20 protein-coding genes and 1 pseudogene are annotated in these 23,249 nt (G+C 38.0%); 7 read left to right on the forward strand and 14 right to left on the reverse strand.

Annotation, left to right across the window (positions count from 1 at the left end; genetic code table 11):
* Positions 1-336 (forward strand): IS30 family transposase (locus tag J671_RS24915; RefSeq protein ID WP_031970445.1); only part of this gene is annotated, 336 nt, incomplete at its 5' end.
* A gap of 9 nt (positions 337-345) precedes the next feature.
* A pseudogene (locus J671_RS06710) lies at positions 346-636 on the forward strand (UDP-N-acetylglucosamine 2-epimerase); the annotation flags it as partial.
* 3 nt (positions 637-639) lie between these two features.
* On the opposite strand, the gene J671_RS06715 reads toward J671_RS06710, so the two are convergent.
* From J671_RS06715 to J671_RS06755, 9 genes are all read right to left on the reverse strand, one after another.
* Positions 640-1,548 (reverse strand): hypothetical protein, encoded by a 909-nt coding sequence (locus J671_RS06715; RefSeq protein WP_031981742.1) that lies wholly within the window; start codon positions 1,546-1,548, stop codon positions 640-642.
* Entirely contained in the window at positions 1,526-3,370 is a 1,845-nt protein-coding gene (locus J671_RS06720) for a hypothetical protein (RefSeq protein WP_031981743.1), read from the reverse strand. The genes J671_RS06715 and J671_RS06720 overlap by 23 nt, the downstream gene beginning before the upstream one ends.
* Positions 3,371-4,621: a glycosyltransferase family 2 protein gene (locus J671_RS06725; RefSeq protein WP_000035254.1), complete on the reverse strand. Its 1,251-nt coding sequence runs from the start codon at positions 4,619-4,621 to the stop codon at positions 3,371-3,373.
* Positions 4,608-5,504, reverse strand: coding sequence for a hypothetical protein (locus J671_RS06730; protein WP_031981744.1), 897 nt, complete (start codon positions 5,502-5,504; stop codon positions 4,608-4,610). The genes J671_RS06725 and J671_RS06730 overlap by 14 nt, the downstream gene beginning before the upstream one ends.
* Complete coding sequence (locus tag J671_RS06735; protein WP_002052464.1) at positions 5,504-6,244, reverse strand: hypothetical protein; 741 nt, start codon at positions 6,242-6,244, stop codon at positions 5,504-5,506. The genes J671_RS06730 and J671_RS06735 overlap by 1 nt, the downstream gene beginning before the upstream one ends.
* Before the next feature lie 194 nt (positions 6,245-6,438).
* Positions 6,439-7,881 (reverse strand): deoxyribodipyrimidine photo-lyase, encoded by a 1,443-nt coding sequence (gene phrB, locus J671_RS06740; RefSeq protein ID WP_031981746.1) that lies wholly within the window; start codon positions 7,879-7,881, stop codon positions 6,439-6,441.
* Between the two features lie 102 nt (positions 7,882-7,983).
* Entirely contained in the window at positions 7,984-8,466 is a 483-nt protein-coding gene (gene slyD / locus J671_RS06745) for a peptidylprolyl isomerase (protein WP_031981748.1), read from the reverse strand.
* 135 nt (positions 8,467-8,601) lie between these two features.
* Positions 8,602-9,888: an NAD(P)/FAD-dependent oxidoreductase gene (locus J671_RS06750; protein ID WP_002052684.1), complete on the reverse strand. Its 1,287-nt coding sequence runs from the start codon at positions 9,886-9,888 to the stop codon at positions 8,602-8,604.
* Between the two features lie 98 nt (positions 9,889-9,986).
* A complete protein-coding gene (locus J671_RS06755; protein WP_031981749.1) occupies positions 9,987-11,306 on the reverse strand; it encodes a D-alanyl-D-alanine carboxypeptidase PBP6B in 1,320 nt (439 codons plus the stop codon).
* 171 nt (positions 11,307-11,477) lie between these two features.
* Between J671_RS06755 and J671_RS06760 the strand changes: the two genes are divergently transcribed.
* The gene (locus J671_RS06760; RefSeq protein WP_031981750.1) at positions 11,478-13,181 is read left to right on the forward strand and encodes a M61 family metallopeptidase; all 1,704 of its coding nucleotides are present in this window, start codon (positions 11,478-11,480) and stop codon (positions 13,179-13,181) included.
* A 401-nt stretch (positions 13,182-13,582) separates the two neighbouring features.
* Positions 13,583-15,820 carry an NADP-dependent isocitrate dehydrogenase gene (locus J671_RS06765; RefSeq protein ID WP_031981752.1) on the forward strand — a complete coding sequence of 746 codons (2,238 nt, stop codon included), beginning with the start codon at positions 13,583-13,585 and terminating at the stop codon, positions 15,818-15,820.
* 118 nt (positions 15,821-15,938) lie between these two features.
* On the opposite strand, the gene J671_RS06770 is transcribed toward J671_RS06765, so the two are convergent.
* Positions 15,939-16,727, reverse strand: coding sequence for an rRNA large subunit pseudouridine synthase E (locus J671_RS06770; protein WP_004707608.1), 789 nt, complete (start codon positions 16,725-16,727; stop codon positions 15,939-15,941).
* Positions 16,728-16,927: 200 nt separating this feature from the next.
* Here J671_RS06770 and icd point away from each other — a divergent pair, with 200 nt between their 5' ends.
* Positions 16,928-18,184 (forward strand): NADP-dependent isocitrate dehydrogenase, encoded by a 1,257-nt coding sequence (gene icd, locus J671_RS06775; RefSeq protein ID WP_031981754.1) that lies wholly within the window; start codon positions 16,928-16,930, stop codon positions 18,182-18,184.
* Between the two features lie 79 nt (positions 18,185-18,263).
* Here icd and J671_RS24920 read toward each other — a convergent pair whose 3' ends face one another.
* From J671_RS24920 to J671_RS06780, 4 genes are all read right to left on the reverse strand, one after another.
* Complete coding sequence (locus J671_RS24920) at positions 18,264-18,755, reverse strand: hypothetical protein (protein ID WP_079270480.1); 492 nt, start codon at positions 18,753-18,755, stop codon at positions 18,264-18,266.
* On the reverse strand, positions 18,756-19,166 hold the full coding sequence (locus J671_RS0104210) for a hypothetical protein (RefSeq protein WP_005123164.1): 411 nt from the start codon (positions 19,164-19,166) through the stop codon (positions 18,756-18,758).
* A gap of 168 nt (positions 19,167-19,334) precedes the next feature.
* Positions 19,335-19,460 carry a hypothetical protein gene (locus J671_RS24925; RefSeq protein WP_004885924.1) on the reverse strand — a complete coding sequence of 42 codons (126 nt, stop codon included), beginning with the start codon at positions 19,458-19,460 and terminating at the stop codon, positions 19,335-19,337.
* Positions 19,457-20,635 (reverse strand): YbfB/YjiJ family MFS transporter, encoded by a 1,179-nt coding sequence (locus J671_RS06780; protein ID WP_031225122.1) that lies wholly within the window; start codon positions 20,633-20,635, stop codon positions 19,457-19,459. Before J671_RS06780 ends, J671_RS24925 begins: the two co-directional genes overlap by 4 nt.
* Positions 20,636-20,731: 96 nt before the next feature.
* Here J671_RS06780 and J671_RS06785 point away from each other — a divergent pair, with 96 nt between their 5' ends.
* Together J671_RS06785 and J671_RS06790 are read left to right on the forward strand one after the other, a co-directional pair.
* A complete protein-coding gene (locus tag J671_RS06785; protein ID WP_031981756.1) occupies positions 20,732-21,613 on the forward strand; it encodes a LysR family transcriptional regulator in 882 nt (293 codons plus the stop codon).
* A gap of 197 nt (positions 21,614-21,810) precedes the next feature.
* Positions 21,811-23,205, forward strand: coding sequence for an L-cystine transporter (locus tag J671_RS06790; RefSeq protein ID WP_031981758.1), 1,395 nt, complete (start codon positions 21,811-21,813; stop codon positions 23,203-23,205).
* Positions 23,206-23,249 lie beyond the last annotated feature (44 nt).

The raw sequence follows: 23,249 nt of genomic DNA on the forward strand, positions 1-23,249 counted from the left end.
TTACCTGCAGAACTGCGTAAAACGTTGACCTATGACCGTGGACGCGAGATGTCAGAACATAAAATACTCGAAGAAGATTTAGGCATAGATGTATATTTCTGTGACCCACATTCACCTTGGCAAAAAGGCACATGCGAAAATATGAATGGTTTAATTAGGCAATATTTACCTAAAGGGATTGATTTAAATCAGGCAGATCAGCATTATTTAAATCAAGTTGCCATGTCACTGAATACTCGTCCTAGAAAGGCGTTAGATTGGCTTACACCATTAGAGAAATTTGCTCAGCTTGTTGATTATCATATGGCTTTTGAAACTGTCGCACCTCATGTTTGAATTCGCCCTGTTATAGACCGTTCGACCTTTATTTTAACGGACTCTGGTGGTTTACAAGAGGAAAGCCCATCATTTAATAAGCCAGTGTTAATTTTACGAGACACGACTGAACGTCCAGAAGTGGTTGAGGTGGGGGCAGGAGTACTCGTTGGAACAAATCAGCAAAAAATTATTGAAGAAGCTGAGAAACTTTTAACAGATTCAGAGCATTATCAAAAAATGGCAAATGTTGAAAATCCGTTTGGCGATGGACGTGCTGCTCAGCGAATATTAGATGAAATTGCTAAAACTTATGAATAGAGATCATTTTTTCGAAAGTTTTGTTTGTTTTAGGGCAGTAGATGTCCTGCCGAAAGGGAGCCGATACCATAAACCGACAATATAAACTGACCAGCGTCCCATATAGTGGGGACCATCAAAAATGTAAATAGTTTTACCTTCATAGGCTTTAATTTGAGAAATAATTTCCCAAGGATAGGCTGCCCGGAATTGTCCATTTTTCTTGGTGCGAAAGGCTTCTAGCACAATCACCGTTTTATCTTTTCCAAGTGTTTGTTCAAGTTGGTCTAGAATACGTCTAGCTTGTTCGGGAGTTCTTACTCCCACACCTACGCCGTCTTGAAAAAAGATGCCCGCTTGTTGTGGTAACCAACTTTTAACCCAGAGATCATAATTTTCGGGTTCAGTTTCACCGCTATAAACACTAACCCAAACAGGTGAGGGTAGCTTTTCTAAAACATGACCTAATGTACTTACTCTTAGCCATGTGGGATCGGCTTCTACTGGAAAGTAGTATCCTTTTAACGATGCATCATTTTGTTCTTGAATAATTTGTGCAGATTTTTCTCCTAAAGCAACGACATTTGCACGTGCTTCATGTTCATTATATTCACCTGCTAAACCTAAAATAAGATTTTTAGCCCACGGTTGTTGTTTAATTTTCTGTATATCAATGGCATTTTCCCATTGAGGAAGATTGGAGTTTTTCCACCACGATTTAGATTCAACGACTGACCATTGAGGAACAAAGGTGTTCACACCTAAGTAATGCCAATTTCCTTTAGGGGGAGTAGTATTATTGTCAGGTTGCCAGAAAATACCTTCAATAATGGGAGGTTGTCCATGATTTTTGAACAACCCCGCATAAGCCACTACGCTACATATAATTAAAATAATAAAAGCAGTTATTTTAATTGGTATCTGTTTTCTCATTATTTCGTCGTAACCAATACCACAAGAAGATCACTATTATCATAATTGCAGAGATAATCACAACTAATAAAAAGAATGAAGACTGCTGAACTAATGGCGCTTTTTGATTACCTACAATTAATTTTTGGAGAACATAAATATTGCCGTTTTCTGAAACCAGCATTTTGGTCACATTATTTGGAATTTTATGCTGTATTTTTCCCCATAAATGCATAAAGGTGAGTGCACCAGTTTCAGAATCGGTAATCACATCAAAGCGGTTATTGTTATAACTCACAATAAAACCGTTGGCTGCCGCAGGCGCATAAATAATATTTTGATGCATTAAGATTTGTTGCTGATAAATCTCTTTATTTACTCTCACATTGACCGCTTGAGGGGCGTTTGGTGAGAAACGTACCAGATTGAGAGGCATTGGTGCCTGTGTAAGCAGCATATTTTTAGCGACTTGTCCCAAAATGATGGCAATATTTAATGCCCCTGATTGGTCATCAATTGCAATTGTTGGTTTGGTTGCTAATGTCATTGAAAGCGCTGCCACACCATTTTTGAGTTTATGTGGAAGTTTTACCGTTGATTTGGCGGTATCTACCCAAAGTGAACCATGAGCATTTGGTAAACATTGAGAATTTGCAATAACTGAGTTTTCCAGTTTTAAGCTAAAGTTTGTTGTATTTGAAATTTCCTTAGCAAAGATGTTGAACTGTCGGTTTACTGGGTCAGAAGCAAGATCTGCTGTTTTCATACTACCGGCAAGGCCACCATCAAGCCATGCTGTAATACTAGAGCCTTGTAATAAACCACTTTGAATACGAAGTGCAATTTGTCCCTGTAAAATATCAGTAGGCTGCCATACTGCCGGAAAATCAAGGAATAGGTTCTTTTCAGCATGGTTGAGTCTGAAGTCATCAATACCTAAATCTGCAAGCGTATCAATTTTTCTAAATTGAGCCCATGCTGGTGGTGAAATTGTAGTGGGAAAAATAGCACTACCTGTATTAAGCTGCTGTACGTATACCGGATTAATTAGACCATTAATCGCAGCAGTAAGCTCTTGGGCGGTATGGTAAGTGATAGAGAGAGTAGGTACCCCATCTGCAGGTTTTGAAATTTGTACAAACGCTCCATTTTTAAGTGGAGCCGTGGATTTGATCACTTCAATAATAAAGTTTGTTTCAGGATTCAGGTTCGTTTGACCTGAATCAACCCATTCAATAGGAGTTACTGAGCTCCAAGAACTTGCCAAACGAGCTAGCATGGATGCTTCGGTAATTTCCTTACGGTTATATTTTAAAATTCCAACAAATGGGGTAGGACGTCTAGCTTGGGGGTTAAATAGAGCATCTGGTAAATCTTTTAAACGGTATATATTTCGAACAGGAGTAAAGTCGAGTTGAGAATTACTCAAATAGGTTAAATGGTCGATATCTTCGGTACAGAAAGTCTCTTTTGTCTGGTTGAGAGTCGTTGGTTTAGCATATTGTTGAATAATAAAATCTAAACGATGAAAGCCACTTGGACTGGCAGGAATATTGAATTTAAACTGGCCATCACCATTTAAGGTCGTGTTATAGATCAGTTTATCATCATATTTCACCAGTAATGTTGTGTCATTTTCAGTTGAATAGTCACTAGAGAACTGAATATTCTGCCATTCAGCTCCTTTTCCAACATAGAAAAAATGAGGCTCGACCGTATATTTGGTCGAGGTACTTATATCATCAAGTTTCCATGTATATGCATGAGCAGATATGGCAAGTAAAAAACTGGTGCTGGCAAGGAGCACTTGAGCTGTCTGGTAAAGATCGAAAGTCTTTTTCATTTATTTTTTCTCCTTGCTACGTTCTGTTTTGTACCATTGAAGGGAGTTGCCCTGTATTTTATTTTTTAGCATGTCAAATGCGGCTTTAAAGACAATAAATAAGAAGATTTGTGAGTAACTGACGTAAGATAAGACAGAATAAAAATAGAGTTCCGGTTTAACTTTTTCTAAGGAAAGTGTAAACCACATTTGTGCCACATAGAGACAAAATGAAAGACCCCACAAAAGTGTAAATGGTCCCGGAACGGAAATACCTGCGATATCAAGTAACCCAAGCGTTAAAGTAATATGACTCCAGAATAGAGCTGGTACGAAAAGGATATAGCACATAATGTTATTCAGAATTTCAATCCCGATTGGGAAAGGTGTTCTAAGTGCTACAGGTAAATATTTACGTGTCACATAAAAGTTACCTTGTGTCCAACGCGAGCGCTGTTTAACAAATACACTTAACGATGGGGGATCTTGTTGCCAACCAATAGCATAGGGAACCCATTTAATTCGTTTTTGTCCAATAAAAATTCGGAAACTCATTTCTGTATCATCAACTAACGATTTTTCATCAAAACCGCCTAAAGTCTCTAGTGCATCGCGCCAAATGACGTAGTTGGTTCCCATTAATGTTGATAACTCAAAACGTTGCCAACGCCCACCTTGGAAGATCCATTGGAAAAAGATGAATTCAATCGCAATAAAACGAGTCAAAATACTATCTTGCCAGTTACGGGTTCTTACTTTGCCATTTACAGCAACTAACTTTTTGTCTGCCAATAAAGTTTGAGCAAGTAAACGAACGCAATCGGGTTCAGGAGTACTATCGGCATCATAGACAACAATTAGCTCACCTTTGGCATGGGGAAGGCCATTATTGAGGGTTCGGGATTTACCTTTACCGCCCATTCCCTTGGGAACGTTAACAATTTTTATGCATGGATAAATTTTTGCGAGGTTTTCTGCGATTTCAAGGGTGTTATCTTTGGAGCCATCATTGATCAGTAAGACTTCATAAGACTCTGCTGGATAATCCTGTTGAGCAATGGCATGCAAAGTGTCTTCAATCACCACGCCTTCATTATAAGCAGGGATCAAAACACTTAAGATGGGCCATCTTTCTGGTATTGGTAAGTTTTGTAGCTCTTTTTCAGCTGTTTTAGAATACTTCCACGCTTGATAACTTAACCATGCCCAAAATGCTTGTGGAATCCAAATACCTAAAAAGCCAAATAAAAACAGGATATCAATTGGAGCCATTTTTACGGACCCTCCTAATAATAGAAGAGATGAGTACTAATAATAGAATTAATCCCACTACTAAGGAGATCCATGAAATATAGCTACCAAATGTACCAAGAAGATCTGGATAAGTTGTTGTTAAAATCAGATCAAGAGGAACTACAACAACACTTAAACCAATAAATATATAACCTATAAGACTCGTATTCACATGTTCAGAAGTACTGGCATAATCAATATTATTAAATTTCCACGAAATACCGAGTTGAGGATAACGAATATTAGATAGGGGTAAGTCGGCAGGAGGATTAATAATAATTTCATAACCTGATACATGGCCATTAAAGTCTTTGGCCGAATAAAATAAATGCTGACCTTGTCGGATTTCTCTAGATGGTAAAGGGACGGCTGAAGAATTTAACTGGACAATATAACTTCCAGCTGGCTGTGAAATTAAATTTTCATCCCATCCTGTACTTACGAAAGCAGCCATTGGCCTTAAACCAATAGCAGTTGAAAAAGTAGCCTTTGCGGCAAAATACTGAGGTTGTTCAGTTTTAAAAAGCACGATGGGGATAGCACCTTGGCTCACGGCTTCTTTTAATAAAAAATAGTGGGGGAAACCGAATACTTCGTCTGGCAAGATAATGCCGGGGCGAATTCCGTTGTGAACAAACTTTTGAAAGCTTTCGGAACTAATCTGATCAAGGGTGAAGACAGGCCACCATGTATCTTGATAAGGAAAAAACATGGAAAGATCGTTAGAACTTTGTACTTCAGTTTTTATTTGTTCTGCTTTAATTTCACAATGATAATATTGCCGATAGAACTGCTGTAGAGTGGCATCTGGATATTGGCTAGATGCAATCACAATTCCACAAATGTTAAGAAGATTAGACATTAATTCATCTCCTCAGGTGGAATTGGAATAATTTTATATTCCACCTCAAGACGCAACGTCATAATTTCTCTTAATTTTTTAATAAATTCAGGTTCTTGTTCAGTTTTTTGCTGACGAATCATAATACTGTATATATTTTCGAGATCATCATCTGCAAACTGAAAAACAATTTCATTGGGCTGATGTTGACTCAAAATTTTGATCATTTCGTTTTGAGTAGTTTTCCAGACATCATCACCTAGCATTTCTTTAATGAGACTACGATTAAGAATCTTGATTGAAAAGACTTCATAGTCTTGTACATTATGGTGATCAAGAAGCTTAAAAAAGCTACGCTGGAAATATTTCAAAGCGCTGATCGGGAAAATATCGCGGCGATAATTTCGATCATAGCTTTGAATATCTCGATATTTTTGAACATTAATTTCAATATTGTGGCGTACAGCACTTAAAAACAGCGGAATAAGAGGAATAATAAACAGTAAGAGAAGCTGCCGCTCAATATGAGTTTGTGCACCTAAGTCGAGTAGAAAATATACAGCAACTCCAATAAATGCGAGTAAACCAACAATTAAAGACAAGCCAACTTCTAAAAAAGCACCCGAAATTAAAAGAAGAAGAATAAAGATCCAGCTTCCTCTAAAACTAACAGGCAACCACTCATATGCAACCATTCCCATAAATAGATGTGCTGCGATAATCCATAAGACGAGTGTTCTACCTGGGTTCTTTTGTTGCATGCGAGCTATGCTACCTTTTTTGTAATGTTAATTTTTTTATACTTTTATAATGAAAGGTGTCCATTTGCGAAGTTGTTGTTGTTTCTGTCCTTTTTAAGTATCTGCTATGTTTATTTGTAGATGAAAGTCCCTTTATAGTCAAATCCCGTCTTTATTTTTTAATCAAAAATAAACAGATAAGACGTAATTCTTATCTAAATATGCTTGAAAGTTTCAATTGCTTTTAATCGTGTTTCTTTTAAATCTACAATTGGTTTTGGATAATTTAAACTCAAATTGATTTTGCTTGAGTAGGGGTCATGAATGGATTTATTGTCCAGATGAGCCAGTTCTTTCACCCATTTACGAATATAGTCCCCATTAGGATCAAACTTTTGTGATTGGGAAATCGGGTTAAAAATTCTAAAATAAGGCACAGCATCTGTTCCTGTTGAGGCACACCATTGCCATCCCCCATTATTTGCTGCCAAATCTCCATCAATTAAATGTTGCATAAACCACTGTTCACCAATACGCCAGTCAATCAATAAGTTTTTGCATAAAAACATGGCTGTAATCATACGTACTCGATTATGCATCCAACCTGTTTGTAAAAGTTGACGCATCCCGGCATCCACAATAGGAATACCAGTTTGTCCAGTTTGCCAAGCTTTTAGCTGCTCTGGATTATGGTTCCATTTAATTTTCTGAGTACCTTTCTTAAATGGAAGATGCTTAGAAACATACGGAAAATCAAATAAGATGTGCTGGTAGAACTCTCGCCAAATAAGTTCATCTAGCCATGTTTGTTGACCTTCATTGTCTAAGTGAAAGTTGCCGTGTTGATTACGAAAGAGTGCTTGTAAACACTGCCTTACAGATAAGATTCCAATATTTAAATAAGGAGAAAGTTTGCTTGTGCCATGCACATGAGGAAAATCTCGCTCAACTTTATAATGGGATACAGAATCTTCGACAAATTGGTCTAGTTGTTCTAATGCATATGACTCGCCAACAGGCCATAAATCTTGCTGTTCTTTAGAAATAGATGAACAAAATAGTTTTTCAATTTCTGCCAAGTCCACACTTTTTTCATCTAAAAACTCTAATGAAATTTCATTTTGCTTATGTGGTAAAGGGAAGCATTGAGGTAAACCGCTGGTATTTAGTTTTGCATAACATGCTTTTTTGAATGCACTAAAAACCTGATAGGGTTGTTGTGATTGATTGCGAATGGAACGTAAAGGGAAAATTGTACGATCATGAAATAAAAAAAGCTCTTTGCTTTCCTTATTTAAAGAATCTTGTACTGTTTTATCTCTTTTTAATTCATTTGCACCCATTTCAATATTGGCATAGACATTTTCAATATTATATTTCTTGCTGAAATCAGAAATAAACTTAGCAGTATCTTCCCAATAAGGAATGACTTGGATAACAAGTGGAATATGAAGTGATGCTAATTCTTTTTGAAGCTCTTTGAGCTGCCGTAAATAAAAACTAATTTTTATTGGAGCATCGTCGTGTTGTTTCCATTGCTCTGGCGATAAGATGACTAATCCAATTGAAGGCCCTTGCTGACAGGCATGCCATAAAGCTGCATGATCATGTATTCGTAAATCTTGTCGGAACCAAATCAATTGATAAGCATTTGACATGCATAGTCCAATAATAAATTAACTTACTGAATATTATATAAAATAAACGCATAAAAAAAGCAAAGCCGAAGCTTTGCTTTTTATCATCTTGTGAAAGATGAATTAGTGGTGGTGACCACCTGCACCATGTACGTGACCGTGATCTAACTCTTCTTGAGAAGCTTCACGGATTTCTACGATTTCAACTTCAAAAGTTAATTCTTGGCCAGCAAGTGGGAAGTTAGCATCAACTACAACGTTGTCGCCTTCAACCGCTTTAACAGTAACGATTTGAACGCCGTCATCTGTTTGAGCTTGGAATTGCATACCAGGTTGAATGTTATCAACACCTTGGAACATTTGAGCTGGAACTTCTTGTACTAGGTCTGGGTTGTATTCGCCATAACCTTCAGCAGCTGGTACGTTTACAGTGAATTTATCACCAACAGTTTTACCAGTTAATGCATTTTCTAAACCTGGAATGATATTGCCTGCGCCATGCAAATAGGCAAGTGGTTCACCTTGAGATTGATCAAGTGTTTCACCCTCAGCGTTTGTTAATTTATAGTGGAATGAAACCACGTGGTTATTTGCAATTGCAGTCATGTTTTTGATCCATTCAATCAATTAAAGCGTACATCATAAAGTGAAAAATAAATTTTGTAGACTACAAAATCTCAATCTTTAACACTTTTTCTAATGCGTTTTTATCTATATAGGGATGAACTTAAAAAATTCAACTCAATACAGCTTAATTTTTGGACGTACTCGTCTTGTAAGTAAATCTTTCACTGTGAGTAGTCCAGCTTGAGTGTATCCATGAATTGTTGCTTGATGTAAACGATATAAAGATACGTACATCGTTTTAGCAATATATCCTTGTACACTGACATCCCCCAGCAATTCTCCAACGGCTTTATTACGACTTAAAGACACAAGCGAACCTTTGTCGTTAAATGTAAACATTGGCTGTGAGCGGCCATTCAGCCGAGCAGCCATTGCATCGACTAAAAAGCTTGCTTGTTGACTGGCAACTTGAGCACGTGGTCCGAGTGGGGGATTTCTTGCGTCGAGTTGACAGTGTGCACAATCACCGAAAGCAAATACATTTGGATCGGAGTAAGTTTGCAGAGTTGCGTAGACCATTAAACGATTAATATTGTCACGTTCGAAATCAGTAAAACTTTCAAGAACTTTTGGCGCTTTTACGCCAGCTGCCCATACCGTAATATCACTTGTAAGTTGATTACCGTTGCTGAAATAAATGCAGTGTTTATCAACTTTTTCAACGCGGTGTTGAGTTAAAATTTCGATGCCCATTTTTTGGAGCTGTTTTGCACTATGCTCAGCCGTTTTTTCACTTAAAGCAGGCAGAATTCGTTCTGATGCTTCAATCAGTGTGATTTTGACCTGTTTAGGATGGATCTTTTTCAAACCATAGCGATAAAAGTTTTTGGTTGTTTCAATCAGTTCTGCTGCAAGTTCAACACCAGTTGCACCCGCACCAATGATTCCAATATTTAATGTACGTTGATCTGGTTGATTTTGTGCTTCGATATATAAATGCAAAAGATCTTGCTGGAAAATATCTGCTTGTTTTCGGCTATCGAGGAAATGACAGTTTTCGCGTACCCCAGGTGTGTTAAAGTCATTTGACACTGAACCAAGCGCTAAAATAAGCGTGTCATAATTCAGTTGTTGAACATGCGTGTTTTGTTCTTTGGATACTTGAGGTGGTACGACATCTATTATTTTTTGATCTTTGTGTATCGCAACAAGTGTTCCTAATACAAACTCGTAATGATGTTTTTCTGCATGGGCAAAATAATTGGTTTGTTCTTCGTGAGGGTTTAAGGAACCCGCAGCAATTTCATGAAGTAGAGGTTTCCAGATATGAGTCAAATTTTGGTCGACTAATGTAATTTTAGCTTTACCACTTTTCCCAAAAGTTTCACCGAGTTGTGTGGCAAGTTCTAAACCACCCGCACCACCACCGACAATAACAATATGATGTAAACTTTCGGCCATTTTTATCACCTAATTATTTTTCTATAAAAAAAGATGGCTAAATTATGCCATCTTTTATTTATAAAATTTATTGTGCCTCTGTGCACAATTTGATGTTTTTAGTGCGAATCTACCGGATAAAGTTTTGCGGCACTTTGGTTACTCGATGAAAAAATAGAGAACAAATTTGAGAACCACATCACGATTCTTTGGAAAATATTCGCTTCTTCAATATGCACTTCATTTTCAATTTGTAAGCTGCGAATCAGCTGATTATTTTGATAAATTGAAACAGTTGCCAAGTTCATCGCCTTCATTAACGGTGCAGTTAACTTTTGCTCATTTAACTCAATGTTTACACGTGTTTGAGTGGTTTCAAGTGGAGCAATAGTTTTAGGCTTCTTGTTACTATCAAGAACTTGAATACGCTGTGTAGCATAATCAAACGTATTTAAATCGATTGCAGCTGGCTCTGCATATAAAGAAGTCGTGACAATGGTCGGCTGCTTAGTTTCTACTTTAAACATTTTTAAAGTTGATTTAATCACAGGTAGCTCAGCAATTAGTTTTTGCTCTGGAATAACCACTTCATCACGTGTATACGCATACGCAAGATTCATTAACTTATCGGCAATTTCAGCGCGTTTCACGGCACTTGGTGTACCTAAAACAATAACCAGTAAACGTCTTTGTGGTAAGTTTGGTGAAAACGAAGGGCGCGAAGCTGTGAGAGCCAAGTTATAACCCGCTGCTTTGGTATAGCCAGTTTTTAAACCATCTACAGATGGATCATATTTCAAAGCAAGGTTGGTCGCATGGTGAAAACGTTGATTGTAGCTAAAGCTTGGCATTTTTGAATAATGTAAATATTCAGGTGTTTGGTGAATTACTGCCTGACTTAATAAGCTTAAATCATGAGCTGTAGTGTAATGATCTGGCATTGTAATCCCGGCAGGGTTACTAAAATGCGTGTCTTTCATACCTAATGCTTGAGCTTCTTGATTCATACGTTGTACGAAATGAGGCACATCACCAGAAATTTTTTCTGCCAAAGTCACAGCTGCATCATTTGCTGACATCACAATTAAACCAGCCAAAAGCTGATCAACTGAAATTTGTTCACCCGCTTTGAGGTACATTTGTGATTCGTCCCACTGAACCACACCTACGACAGGGGTTGCAGTAATGACTTGATCTAGCTTTAATTTTCCAGCCTTAATCTCTTTTAATGCAATGTAGGCAACCATCATTTTGGTTAGAGATGCTGGTGCACGTTGTACATGACTATTATGCTCAGCAATGATTTGTCCAGATTGAGTGTCTACAATTGTCCATGCAGCGGCTTCAACACTTTCAGGAGCAATATTAAGTAGAGCAGCATTGGTAAGAGTAGTACAGAAAATACTAAACAGCGTAAAAAGAGATAGGAAGAATTTCACTAGGTGACCTTGACGTTTACTGGCAAATACGGAACACAGATGCCCAGCATGCTATGCCTTTTTTTTGTAGAAGGCTAGTCTGAATTGTTGCCAAAAAATACATCTACGCAAGTCGATACAAAAAAGTGATAATCTAATGTGAAACCGTTCTTATTTTAAATTGAAGAATTTATGTTGCATTATCAAATAGAGTTCGATGATTACAAACAGCACCTTGTTCACGTAACAATTCGTTTTTTAGCGAATCCAAATCAGGAACTATGGTTACCAACGTGGATTCCAGGCAGTTATTTAATTCGTGAATTTTCTAAGCATATTGAAGCTGTAAAAGCTTACGATGAAGCTGGACGCATGCTCAATATTAAAAAAACTGAAAAAAATCGCTGGCGTTTATTTAACACCGATCATGAGTTAATTACTGTTGAATACGATGTCTATGCATACGATTTATCAGTACGTGGTGCTTATGTAGATCAAACACGTCTATATATTAACCCAGCCTGTGTATGCTTAGGTTTAGATGGACAAGAGCAATCTGCTTGTGAATTAGAAATCTTTTTGCCTGATGAATTAAAACACTTTCAATTAGCAACTGGTTTAGCTTCAAAAAGCTTAGTTAAGGGACGTTTTACCTTAAAAGCTGATCATTATGATCAACTCATAGATAGCCCATTTGAACTTGCGGAGCAAACACGTTTTAGCTTCGAAGCTCATGGAATTGAACATGAGTTTGCAATTTCTGGACAGCACAGTGCCAATGTAGAACGTTTAAAAACAGACATTGAAAAAATTTGTGCAGCCGAAATTGAAATGTTTGGTTCAGCCCCATTTAAAAACTATACCTTTATGACGATGGCTACAGGGAATAGTTATGGTGGCTTAGAGCATTGCAACAGCACAAGTTTGATTACACCACGTGATGATTTACCAAAATCGAATGAACCAACTGAACCTTCGAAAGATTATCAACGTTTCTTAGGTTTATGTAGCCACGAGTATTTTCATTCTTGGTTAGTAAAGTTTATCCGTCCAGAAAACTTTGCGAACTACAATTTGCATCAAGAAGGTTATACCTCGCTACTGTGGATCTTTGAAGGGTTTACTTCATATTATGATGATCTCATTTTATTACGTAGCGGTGTGATCTCTCAGAAGTCTTATCTAGATTTGTTGAAGTCACAGCTTGATCGTTATTTACAAAATCCGGGGCGCTTTGTTCAAACAGTAGCTGAATCAAGTTTTGATGCATGGATTAAGTTTTATCGTCCAGATGAAAATACGAATAATGCCGGTACGAGCTATTACAACAAAGGCGCATTAGTTGCCTTATGTCTAGATTTAGGCTTACGTTTACGTGGTTCCAGTCTAGATGCCTTAATGCGTCGTTTGTATGAAAACACGCAAAATGGTATTCAGGTCAATGAGCGTACTGTTTTTGATTTATGTGAAGAGTTAACTGGCGATAGTTGGGTTGAGCAGATTAATCATTTGATTAATACCACTGAAGAATTGCCGCTTGATCAGTTATTCCCTGAGTTTGGCTTAAGCTATACGCTTAAAAATGATAAGACCTTGGCTTATGGCTTAAAGTTAACTGATAAGCCAGAGGGCGTATTAGTACAAAATGCTCACCGTGAAGGAGCTGGTGCAAAAGCTGGTATTTCTGCCAATGATGTCATTATTGCAATTGATGGATTAAAAGCGACCACAAAACTTATTGAAAAATATGCTAAACAAAAGGGCAGTTACCCAGTCTTGGCTTTCCGCCGTGATGAGTTGTTATCATTTGAGGTTACAGGCGACAGTATCAACTTAACTGAAGTTGAACTTTTTGTTGAAGATCAAAGCAAAGCTGATAAATGGTTAAAAGCCTAAATAACAGTGAATTAATTTATAAAAAACTGATGTTTCGTACATCGGTTTTTTACTTTTTAGTAGATTATAAAAATTGAAATAGGTGTTATCTTTGAGTTTATTTTGAATGAAAAGTATAATATTTGTCAGAACTCTGAAAGATATCTCATGTAATTTAACAATGTCCTATATCTAAAAAGTTGGTAATCGTGCATGTATTACCATAAGTTAGGTATAAGATTATCATTAATAGATTTAAATTATGTATTATTTCGCTGCGAAATGTCGTTATCACTGGATATTTCGTTGACTGAAAGCCAATGAGAGCCGATACTCTCAGGGTTTTATTTAAGCATATCGGTTCGTAGGTACTGGGCCAAAAGCTCGGTCCTCAAAACTCAATTCAACGGAAGGGGCTATATATGGCTGGTGAAAAGTCAACTATCATTTACACACTGACTGACGAGGCGCCATTATTGGCGACTTATTCGCTACTGCCGATCATTGAGACCTTTACTAAGCCAGCAGGTATCGAGATTGTTAAAAGTGACATCTCTGTAGCTGCACGTGTGCTCGCAGAATTCGCTGACTACCTAAGTGAAGAGCAAAAGGTATCCGACAACCTTGCTGAGCTAGGTCGTCTTACACAAGATCCAGATACTAACATTATCAAACTCCCAAATATTAGTGCCTCTGTTGCGCAATTGACAGCATGTATTAAAGAACTTCAATCTAAAGGTTATCCAATTCCTGACTATCCGGAAAACCCAGCGACTGAAGAAGAAAAAACAATCAAAGCTCGTTATGGCAAATGCCTAGGTTCAGCAGTAAACCCTGTCCTTCGTGAAGGTAACTCAGACCGTCGTGCTCCTGCTGCCGTTAAAAATTACGCTAAGAAACACCCTCATTCAATGAGCGAGTGGAAACAATGGTCACAAACTCACGTTTCACACATGGAAGAAGGTGACTTCTACCACGGTGAAAAGTCAATGACGCTTGACCGCCCACGCAACGTAAAAATGGAACTTATCACAAACAGTGGTAAGAGCATTGTTCTTAAGCCAAAAGTTGCGCTTCAAGAAGGCGAAATCATTGACTCAATGTTCATGAGCAAGAAAGCACTTTGTGATTTCTATGAAAAAGAACTTGATGATTGTAAAGAAGCAGGAATTTTATTCTCTTTACACGTTAAAGCGACAATGATGAAAGTTTCACACCCGATTGTTTTCGGTCACTGTGTGAAAATTTACTATAAAGAAGCTTTCGAAAAACACGGTAAGTTGTTTGATGAATTAGGCATTAACGTAAATAACGGTATGGCTGGGTTATACGAAAAAATCGAAACTCTTCCAACATCATTACGTGAAGAAATCATTGAAGACTTACATGCTTGCCAAGAACACCGTCCTGCACTTGCGATGGTTGACTCAGCAAAAGGTATTACTAACTTCCATTCGCCTAACGACATTATCGTAGATGCTTCTATGCCTGCAATGATCCGTGCTGGTGGTAAAATGTGGGGTGCTGATGGTAAGCAATACGATGCTAAAGCAGTAATGCCAGAATCAACATTTGCCCGTATTTACCAAGAAATGATCAATTTCTGTAAATGGCATGGTAACTTCGATCCGAAGACTATGGGTACAGTGCCAAACGTTGGTTTGATGGCTCAAAAAGCTGAAGAATACGGTTCTCACGATAAGACTTTTGAAATTCCTGAAGCAGGTATCGCAAACATTACCGATCTTGACACTGGTGAAGTGTTATTGACTCAAAATGTTGAAGAAGGTGATATCTGGCGTATGTGTCAGGTGAAAGACGCTCCGATTCGTGACTGGGTAAAACTTGCAGTGACTCGTGCACGTAACTCAGGCATGCCTGCGATCTTCTGGCTTGACCCATATCGTCCACACGAAAATGAATTGATCAAGAAAGTACAGAAGTACTTAAAAGATCACGATACGACTGGTCTTGATATCCAGATCATGTCTCAAGTACGTGCAATGCGTTACACACTTGAGCGTGTAGTTCGTGGTCTCGATACAATTTCTGTAACTGGTAACATTTTACGTGACTACTTAACTGACTTGTTCCCAATTATGGAACTTGGTACTTCTGCGAAAATGTTGTCTATCGTTCCGCTTATGGCGGGTGGTGGTATGTACGAGACTGGTGCAGGTGGTTCAGCACCTAAACACGTACAACAACTTGTTGAAGAAAACCACTTACGTTGGGATTCGCTTGGTGAGTTCCTTGCGCTTGCAGTTTCTTTAGAAGAAATGGGTATTAAAGAAAATAATGCTCGTGCGAAGTTACTTGCGAAAACACTTGATGAAGCGACTGGTAAATTACTCGACAATGACAAGTCTCCATCACGCCGTACAGGTGAGCTTGATAACCGTGGTAGCCATTTCTACTTATCACTTTACTGGGCAGAAGCACTTGCGGCTCAAGACGAAGATGCTGAGTTGAAAGCTAAATTTGTTCCACTTGCAAAAGCATTAGCTGAAAACGAACAGAAGATCGTTGCTGAGCTTGCTCAAGTACAAGGTAAAGCAGCTGACATTGGTGGTTACTATGCAGTTGATCCTGCGAAAGTAAGCGCTGTAATGCGTCCAAGTGCTACATTTAATGCAGCGCTTTCAACTGTTCAAGCTTAATAACTAATTCGTTAGTAAATAGCTGAAAAGCCGGTGCATATGCGCCGGCTTTTTTATTTTTATAAATAATAGCTATTAAAAAAGCCCACTTATGTGAGCTTTTAAAAATTAAATGTTTTTATCGACCATTACGGCTACGACCACGAGGTGCTTTAGTATTTGGACGAGTTGTACCGTTAGTTTTACGACGTGGCTTTTCACTTTCATCCATTTGCCAGATACGCTTTGTACCAGACTTTTTAACAGAACCATCTTTATTCTTACGAACCATTGGTTTGCCACCTGTACCCCCAGGTTTTTTCACATACGAGCGTGAACGATAAGGTTGCTCGGCTGGAACATCTTTAAAGTCTGGGTAGAGTAGAGGTTCGATTTCTTTGGTCTCGCCCGGCTGTAATCCTAATTGGACTAAATCAATTGAACCGATTTTAGTACGAATGAGACGTAAAGTCGGGAAACCTACCGCAGAGGTCATGCGACGAACTTGGCGGTTACGACCTTCACAAATAGAGATTTCAATCCAAGATGTTGGAATACTGGCACGGTAACGTACAGGAGGGTCACGGTCCCATAACCATTCAGGTTCACTTACCTTAATTGCTTTAGCTGGTAAAGTCATACCATCATTAAGCTCTACACCTTTACGAAGTTGCTCAAGCGCTTCTTCGGTAACATCGCCATCAACTTGAACTAAATACGTTTTGTATTTTTTATTCGCAGGGTTAGTAATGAACTGATTCAAACCACCATGATCGGTTAAAAAAACTAAACCCTCAGAGTCCATATCAAGACGGCCTGCTATGCGTAAAGTCGGGTCATCTATAAAGTCAGACACCGTCATATGCGCTTCGTCTTTACGAAACTGGGAGAGCACGTCATAAGGTTTATTGAGAATGACGATTTTCATAAAAAATGACTTCTTCTTTCAAATAAGAGGTAAAAACATTGAGCAATATTTAAGTGTGAAATTTGCTTATTTCCCACATAAATCTCAAAAAGGATTAAATTCGATTAAGCTATTATGCGTGAATAAAAGTTGAAAGTATTGTTTATCGATAATTATTTTTTTTTGGTTAGTTAAATATTATAAAAGGGAGAATCTACACAATGGGTTATCAGAAGATCGTTGTTCCTGCCGACGGTGATAAAATTACAGTAAAAGCAGACCTGTCACTGAATGTACCGAATCATCCAATTATTCCTTTTATTGAGGGTGATGGTATTGGTGTAGATATTACACCGACAATGAAAACCGTCGTCGATGCAGCTATTTTAAAAGCTTACGGTGGCAAACGCTCTATCGAATGGATGGAAGTGTATTGCGGCGAAAAGGCCAATAAAATTTATGGCACCTATATGCCAGAAGAAACTTTTGAAGCCCTGCGTGAGTTTGTTGTTTCAATTAAAGGCCCTTTAACCACTCCAGTTGGTGGTGGTATTCGCTCACTCAATGTAGCATTACGTCAAGAATTAGACTTGTACGTGTGTGTACGCCCTGTACGCTGGTTTAAAGGTGTTCCATCACCTGTTCAGCACCCTGAACTGACCGACATGGTGATTTTTCGTGAGAACTCGGAAGATATTTATGCAGGTATTGAATGGAAAGCAGACTCTGAAGAAGCGAAGAAGGTAATTAAATTCCTTCAAGAAGAAATGGGCGTCACAAAAATTCGTTTTCCTGAAGGATGTGGTATTGGTATTAAACCCGTTTCTAAAGAAGGATCGCAACGTTTAGTTCGTAAGGCCATCCAGTTTGCCATAGATAATGACAAACCATCGGTGACTCTTGTTCACAAGGGCAATATTATGAAATATACCGAAGGTGCATTTAAAGAATGGGGATACGAGTTAGCGCTAGATCGTTTTGGTGGTGAACTCATAGATGGTGGTCCTTGGGTTAAAATTAAGAACCCTAAAAATGGTAAAGACATTATTATTAAAGATGTAATTGCAGATGCTTTCTTACAGCAAATTTTGATGCGTCCTGCGGACTACTCAGTGATTGCAACTCTTAATTTAAATGGTGACTATATTTCCGATGCATTAGCAGCAGAAGTAGGAGGGATTGGAATTGCTCCCGGTGCAAATATTGGTGGCGCTATTGCAGTTTATGAAGCAACACATGGAACAGCACCTAAATATGCTGGGCAAGATAAAGTAAACCCGGGCTCAATTATTCTATCTGCTGAAATGATGCTTCGTGATATGGGATGGACGGAAGCGGCTGACTTAATTATTAAGGGTATTTCAGGAGCGATTGCCGCTAAAACGGTGACTTACGATTTTGAGCGTTTAATGCCGGGCGCAACCTTATTGCGTTGCTCTGAATTTGGTGATGCCATAATTCAACATATGGAAGATTAAACTTAAATAAAAAGGCCCTCGAACGAGGGTTTTTTTGTATATAAGTATTTATACATTTTTATGCTATTAAAAATTAAAGCTAAGAGTGGGCAGTGTATACCCATAATAAACAAGCCAATACTGTAAAACTTAGCAATATTAAACCTTGTCCGTGATGAGTAGCATACAGAGGTACATTACCAATGCTATGCGTCATTTTATAGTTCAAAACAGGCCTGATACAAAAGAAAAAAAGAGGTAATGATAAAATCACTGTATTACTAATTTTAATGCTATACCGGAAATAGTAACTAAATAGCCCTATCGTAGCCGCATATAGCAGCGTTTTGAAAAGCACTTCACCACTGGTATATATATCTATGCCAATATAAAAATTAAACTTCCATATAAGAAGGCTAACTGTAGCAATTATTGTAATAATGCCGACAACAACCGCATTTGCTGGGTTTGATACATTGTACATTTTTAAAGTTTTTAATTGGTATAAATTAATTTGAATAAAATATATATTATAAAAAAGTATAGTACATTGACTATTTTTAACTTTATAAAATGCCTCAAAAAATCTGATTTAGACATTTTGCGACTCACGCGAGTTTGAACTAGTCTCTTTAAATACCCATAAGGCAAAACAGAATATAATGACTATTAGTAGACCTAAACTTTGACCATGACCCGAGAGATAAAACGGAACATCTGGGATGGTTTGGAGGGCTTTATAATCAAGAATTGGTTCTAGCCAAAAGTACGCGAATGGAACAGCAATTAAAAATTGTGTTGTAAACTCAATATGATCGCGTGTTAAAAAGCCAAGAATAGCTGCTGTGCCAATATAGATAATGATCTTTACAGAGACCTCATAGGATGTTGTGATATCCAGTGCAAAAATGGTCCGGCATTTAAATGCCAGTAATGAAACACAGATAAAAGCAAACATCGCCAAGAGCTTTAAAAGCTCATCAATATAATTGTTATTGCTCATGTCTTACTCTATTTTAAGTATTAAAAATTATAAATTTTTATCGAATATAGATCAGAAAATAACACTCTACATTGACATAATATGACATTTTTTGTCAGTTGAGCTTACTGAGTAGGCGTATAGACATAGGTGTTAGGCAGTTAGCTCTACTGATCTACTCATTAATTTTTATTGCATAAATTCGGGATGTTTAGCAGTTTTAGGTAGCCCGATTTTCTTTTGATAGCTTTGGTCTAAAGCCTGAATAATAAGTACAAAGACAATTAAAAAGAGAGGAAAGTACAAAGTTTTCATAGTTTGGTTTCTCCGAGAGAATTTTGTATGGAAGAATGGGTACGAATTAAAAGGCTCAATGCAAATAACAAAACAATGCCTCCCATTAAAAACAGATGGGCATAAGACCAATGCAAGTGGTGTAAAGTACTAATAACAACGCCACCTAATAGCTGAGTGCTGGCAAACCCAATGGTGGCAAGGCTCCAGATTTTTTGATAACGCTGTTCATAAATCTGTAGCAGACTATAAGAGCTAATAAATACAGTGGCTGGTGTAAGTAGACCTGTAAGAAAGGACGATAAGGCGAGTAAAGCAGTAGCATGGGAAAAGAATGGTAAAGCAACTGCCAAGCAGTAGACACCGTATAGCCATTTAATGGCTTGTAAATAACCAGTAAAGCGGCTTAAACAATAAGCTACAAAGGCGCCAATACAGCTTCCTATCCCATAAAGAACCCAAAATAAATTTCGTTGTTGCAAGGGAAAGTGTAGGGTTCCCGATAAGTAGTCCATCCAGAACAAAGAGTGGGGAATATAAGCAAAAGCACTGCACATATAAGCAATAATAATGACAAGCCCCAAACGTGAGTGTTTGAAGTTTTGAGGAGCTTGCGTTGTGACTTGTACGGCCTGAGTAGACTGATATTTTAATAAGCGGAAAAGAACGAAACTGCCAATAATAGAGAGTATTGCAAAAATGCTCCATACATATTGAACAGACATGTTTTTGAGAGCAGGAATAATGAGAGTAGCAGATAACACGCCTGCGCCAATACCACTAAACCCTAAAAAATTAACTTTAAGTCTTTGGCTAATTGCAATATTTTTCATAGCAAAGCTAGGTGCTAAAATCATGAGTAGGCCACCCGCGACACCTGAAATAGTACGCCAGAGAACAAACCAAGCCATAGGCATGTGTATAAACGAACAGCAGAGCAGGCTTAAACTGCCTAAGACAGCTGAACTTGTGATCAAAGCGGGAATAGATTTTTCTTTAATGCTAAACAGTGCCAATAGTGCGCCAACCAGATAGCCCAATAAATTTGCACTTCCTAAATAGCTTGCAAAGTCGTGAGTCCATCCATATTGCACAATCATAATAGGCATGAGCGCAGTATATGAAAATCTAAAAATACCAATTCCTAGACAAGTCGCTAAAAAGACAAGCAGGCTCATTCGATAGAACGTAGACATAGGAAGTCTCTCAATTTTTTTATTATTAAAAGCGAGTTTATTTATCATTAGAAATGATTTAATATGATATTAATTATCTTGTTTTGAGATAGTGGTATGTTGCTTAAGTCTTTAGAGTTTTTTTTAGCGGTTGCAGAGAGTGGAAGTTTTTCACTAGCTGCACAAAAAATGTGTACGGTTCAATCGAACATCACAAGTCATGTGAAGAAGCTTGAAGAAGAGTTAGGCGTGGTTTTATTAAATCGCCATAACCCCGTTACATTAACTAATGCAGGACAGCAGCTACATAGTTATGCTGTCCAAATGATCGCACTGCATAATAAAGCGAAAAAAATTTTTCAAGAAGGTGATATTGACCCGAATGAAACCATTCGTTTGGGCAGTATGGAAACGACAGCAGCAATACGACTTCCTCAATTGCTTAATCAATGTATGCAGCAATATCCGAATTTACCAATTGAGCTTCAAACTCACTCAACCCGATATTTGTTAAATGCTGTGCAACAAGGAGAAGTCGATTGTACGTTTGTTGCTTCTAAATATGTAATTCCAGAGTTATATAGTTTTCCAGTGTGGCAAGAACAACTGGTTTTAGTTTGCCCAAAACAACAAACTCACTTTCCCGACATTACCACCCTCGCAAAGACTCGTTTTATTGCGTTTCGACAAGGTTGTTCTTATCGGCATGCAATTGAGCTGTTTTTAAATGATCATAGTGTCCCACCTTCACAAATTATGGAAATGGGTAGTCTCGATGGCATTGTGAGCTGTGTAGAATTAGGAGTCGGTTTTGCTTTGTTGCCCAAGTCATATCTGAGCAAAGTAGCCGATAAAGTCTCATTAAGTTGTTTTGAAATTAACACTGAATCTGCACATTTCACTACTTATTTGGTTGCTCAGCCTCCTGAAACATGGGGCAGTAATTTAAAGCAATTTATTTGTTTTATTGAGCAAAACTTTATACAGAAATGCGCTTAATTTTTATACATAAATATCCTACTTATCTTATGTTTTAAAAGTGATATATATGTATTTAAAAGTCATTTTATATTCTCATTCAGATCAGTAATGATCTGCATGCTAGAAAATTGTTGAAAAGGGTAGTTTATATAGGCCGGCTATGGTCAAATATGCCCCCTTAAAAGATGACACAAGCAATAAGTTGGAGTTTGGGAATGAATATACCCTTAATCATCAATATTGTGGTTTTTGTCGGGTTAATATTTTTACTCGCCCAAACACGTAAAACGGACTGGAGCTTGTCTAAAAAAGTTCTTGCCGGCTTAGTTCTAGGTGTGGTGTTTGGCTTAGGACTACATTTGATTTATGGCGGTGGCCATCCGATTCTTGCTGAATCTATTAGCTGGTTTAATATTGTTGGTAACGGCTATGTAAAACTTTTACAAATGGTCGTGATGCCTTTGGTCTTTGTTTCGATTTTAGGTGCGGTAGCGAAGCTGCACCAAGCTTCTTCTTTAGGAAAAATCAGCTTCTATACCATCGGAACTTTGTTATTTACGACACTCATCGCTGCGCTGGTTGGGGTATTTGTGACGAACTTATTTGGTTTAACTGCCAAAGGTTTGGTACAAGGGGCTGCAGAAACAGCTCGACTTACCGCGATTCAGACTGACTATGTGGGTAAAGTAACAGACTTAAGCGTACCGCAATTTATACTTTCTTTTATTCCGAGTAACCCTTTTGCTGAGTTAACGGGTGCAAATCCGACTTCAATTATTAGCGTGGTTATCTTTGCTGTATTTTTAGGGATAGCAGCACTCAACTTGATGAAAGATGATGCAGAAAAAGGTCAACGTATTCTGACGGCTATTCAGACTTTACAGTCATGGGTCATGAAGCTTGTTCGTTTAGTAATGACGCTTACACCGTATGGTGTTTTTGCTCTCATGACAAAAGTTGTGGCAAGTTCAAATGTTGCGGATATCTTGAACCTAGGCGGTTTCTTGGTCGCGTCTTATTTAGGCTTGGCGATTATGTTTGTCGTACATGCCATTATTTTGACTCTGACTGGTGTTTCTCCCCTTAAGTTCTTCAAGAAAGTTGCTCCAGTTCTTACATTCGTGTTTACGAGTCGTTCAAGTGCAGCAAGTATTCCACTTAGCATTGAAGCGCAAACTCGTCGTTTAGGCGTGCCTGAGTCTATTGCAAGTTTCTCTGCTTCTTTTGGTGCCACTATTGGACAAAATGGTTGTGCGGGTTTATATCCAGCCATGCTCGCAGTCATGGTTGCGCCAACTATGGGTATTAACACCCTAGACCCAATGTGGATTGCTTCGTTAGTGGGTATTGTCACTTTAAGTTCAATTGGCGTCGCTGGTGTTGGTGGTGGTGCAACTTTCGCAGCATTGATCGTACTTCCTGCGATGGGCTTACCTGTAACTTTAGTTGCACTTCTTATTTCAATTGAACCGTTAATTGATATGGGTCGTACTGCGTTAAACGTAAATGGTTCGATGACTGCTGGTGTAGTTACAAGCCAATTTATGGGGCAGACCGACAAAGCTATAATGAATAGCGAAGATGAAATTGAATTAACTCAACATCATTAAAAGTTAATATTAAAATGGCTCATCCAGTCTGGATGAGCCGTTTT

It is taken from the genome of Acinetobacter sp. 1130196, from assembly GCF_000588095.1.
GTDB lineage: Bacteria > Pseudomonadota > Gammaproteobacteria > Pseudomonadales > Moraxellaceae > Acinetobacter > Acinetobacter nosocomialis.

Excerpts from the sequence above, each read along its gene's own strand:
- J671_RS24925 (WP_004885924.1), bottom strand. The coding sequence starts at position 19,460 with ATGAAAACTTTGTACTTTCCTCTCTTTTTAATTGTCTTTGTACTTATT.
- J671_RS06715 (WP_031981742.1), bottom strand. The coding sequence starts at position 1,548 with ATGAGAAAACAGATACCAATTAAAATAACTGCTTTTATTATTTTAATT.
- J671_RS06785 (WP_031981756.1), top strand. The coding sequence starts at position 20,732 with ATGTTGCTTAAGTCTTTAGAGTTTTTTTTAGCGGTTGCAGAGAGTGGA.
- phrB (WP_031981746.1), bottom strand. The coding sequence starts at position 7,881 with ATGTCAAATGCTTATCAATTGATTTGGTTCCGACAAGATTTACGAATA.
- J671_RS06725 (WP_000035254.1), bottom strand. The coding sequence starts at position 4,621 with ATGGCTCCAATTGATATCCTGTTTTTATTTGGCTTTTTAGGTATTTGG.
- J671_RS06765 (WP_031981752.1), top strand. The coding sequence starts at position 13,583 with ATGGCTGGTGAAAAGTCAACTATCATTTACACACTGACTGACGAGGCG.
- J671_RS06720 (WP_031981743.1), bottom strand. The coding sequence starts at position 3,370 with ATGAAAAAGACTTTCGATCTTTACCAGACAGCTCAAGTGCTCCTTGCC.
- icd (WP_031981754.1), top strand. The coding sequence starts at position 16,928 with ATGGGTTATCAGAAGATCGTTGTTCCTGCCGACGGTGATAAAATTACA.
- J671_RS06770 (WP_004707608.1), bottom strand. The coding sequence starts at position 16,727 with ATGAAAATCGTCATTCTCAATAAACCTTATGACGTGCTCTCCCAGTTT.
- J671_RS0104210 (WP_005123164.1), bottom strand. The coding sequence starts at position 19,166 with ATGAGCAATAACAATTATATTGATGAGCTTTTAAAGCTCTTGGCGATG.
- J671_RS06735 (WP_002052464.1), bottom strand. The coding sequence starts at position 6,244 with ATGCAACAAAAGAACCCAGGTAGAACACTCGTCTTATGGATTATCGCA.
- J671_RS06730 (WP_031981744.1), bottom strand. The coding sequence starts at position 5,504 with ATGTCTAATCTTCTTAACATTTGTGGAATTGTGATTGCATCTAGCCAA.
- J671_RS06750 (WP_002052684.1), bottom strand. The coding sequence starts at position 9,888 with ATGGCCGAAAGTTTACATCATATTGTTATTGTCGGTGGTGGTGCGGGT.
- J671_RS06760 (WP_031981750.1), top strand. The coding sequence starts at position 11,478 with ATGTTGCATTATCAAATAGAGTTCGATGATTACAAACAGCACCTTGTT.
- J671_RS06780 (WP_031225122.1), bottom strand. The coding sequence starts at position 20,635 with ATGTCTACGTTCTATCGAATGAGCCTGCTTGTCTTTTTAGCGACTTGT.
- J671_RS06790 (WP_031981758.1), top strand. The coding sequence starts at position 21,811 with ATGAATATACCCTTAATCATCAATATTGTGGTTTTTGTCGGGTTAATA.
- slyD (WP_031981748.1), bottom strand. The coding sequence starts at position 8,466 with ATGACTGCAATTGCAAATAACCACGTGGTTTCATTCCACTATAAATTA.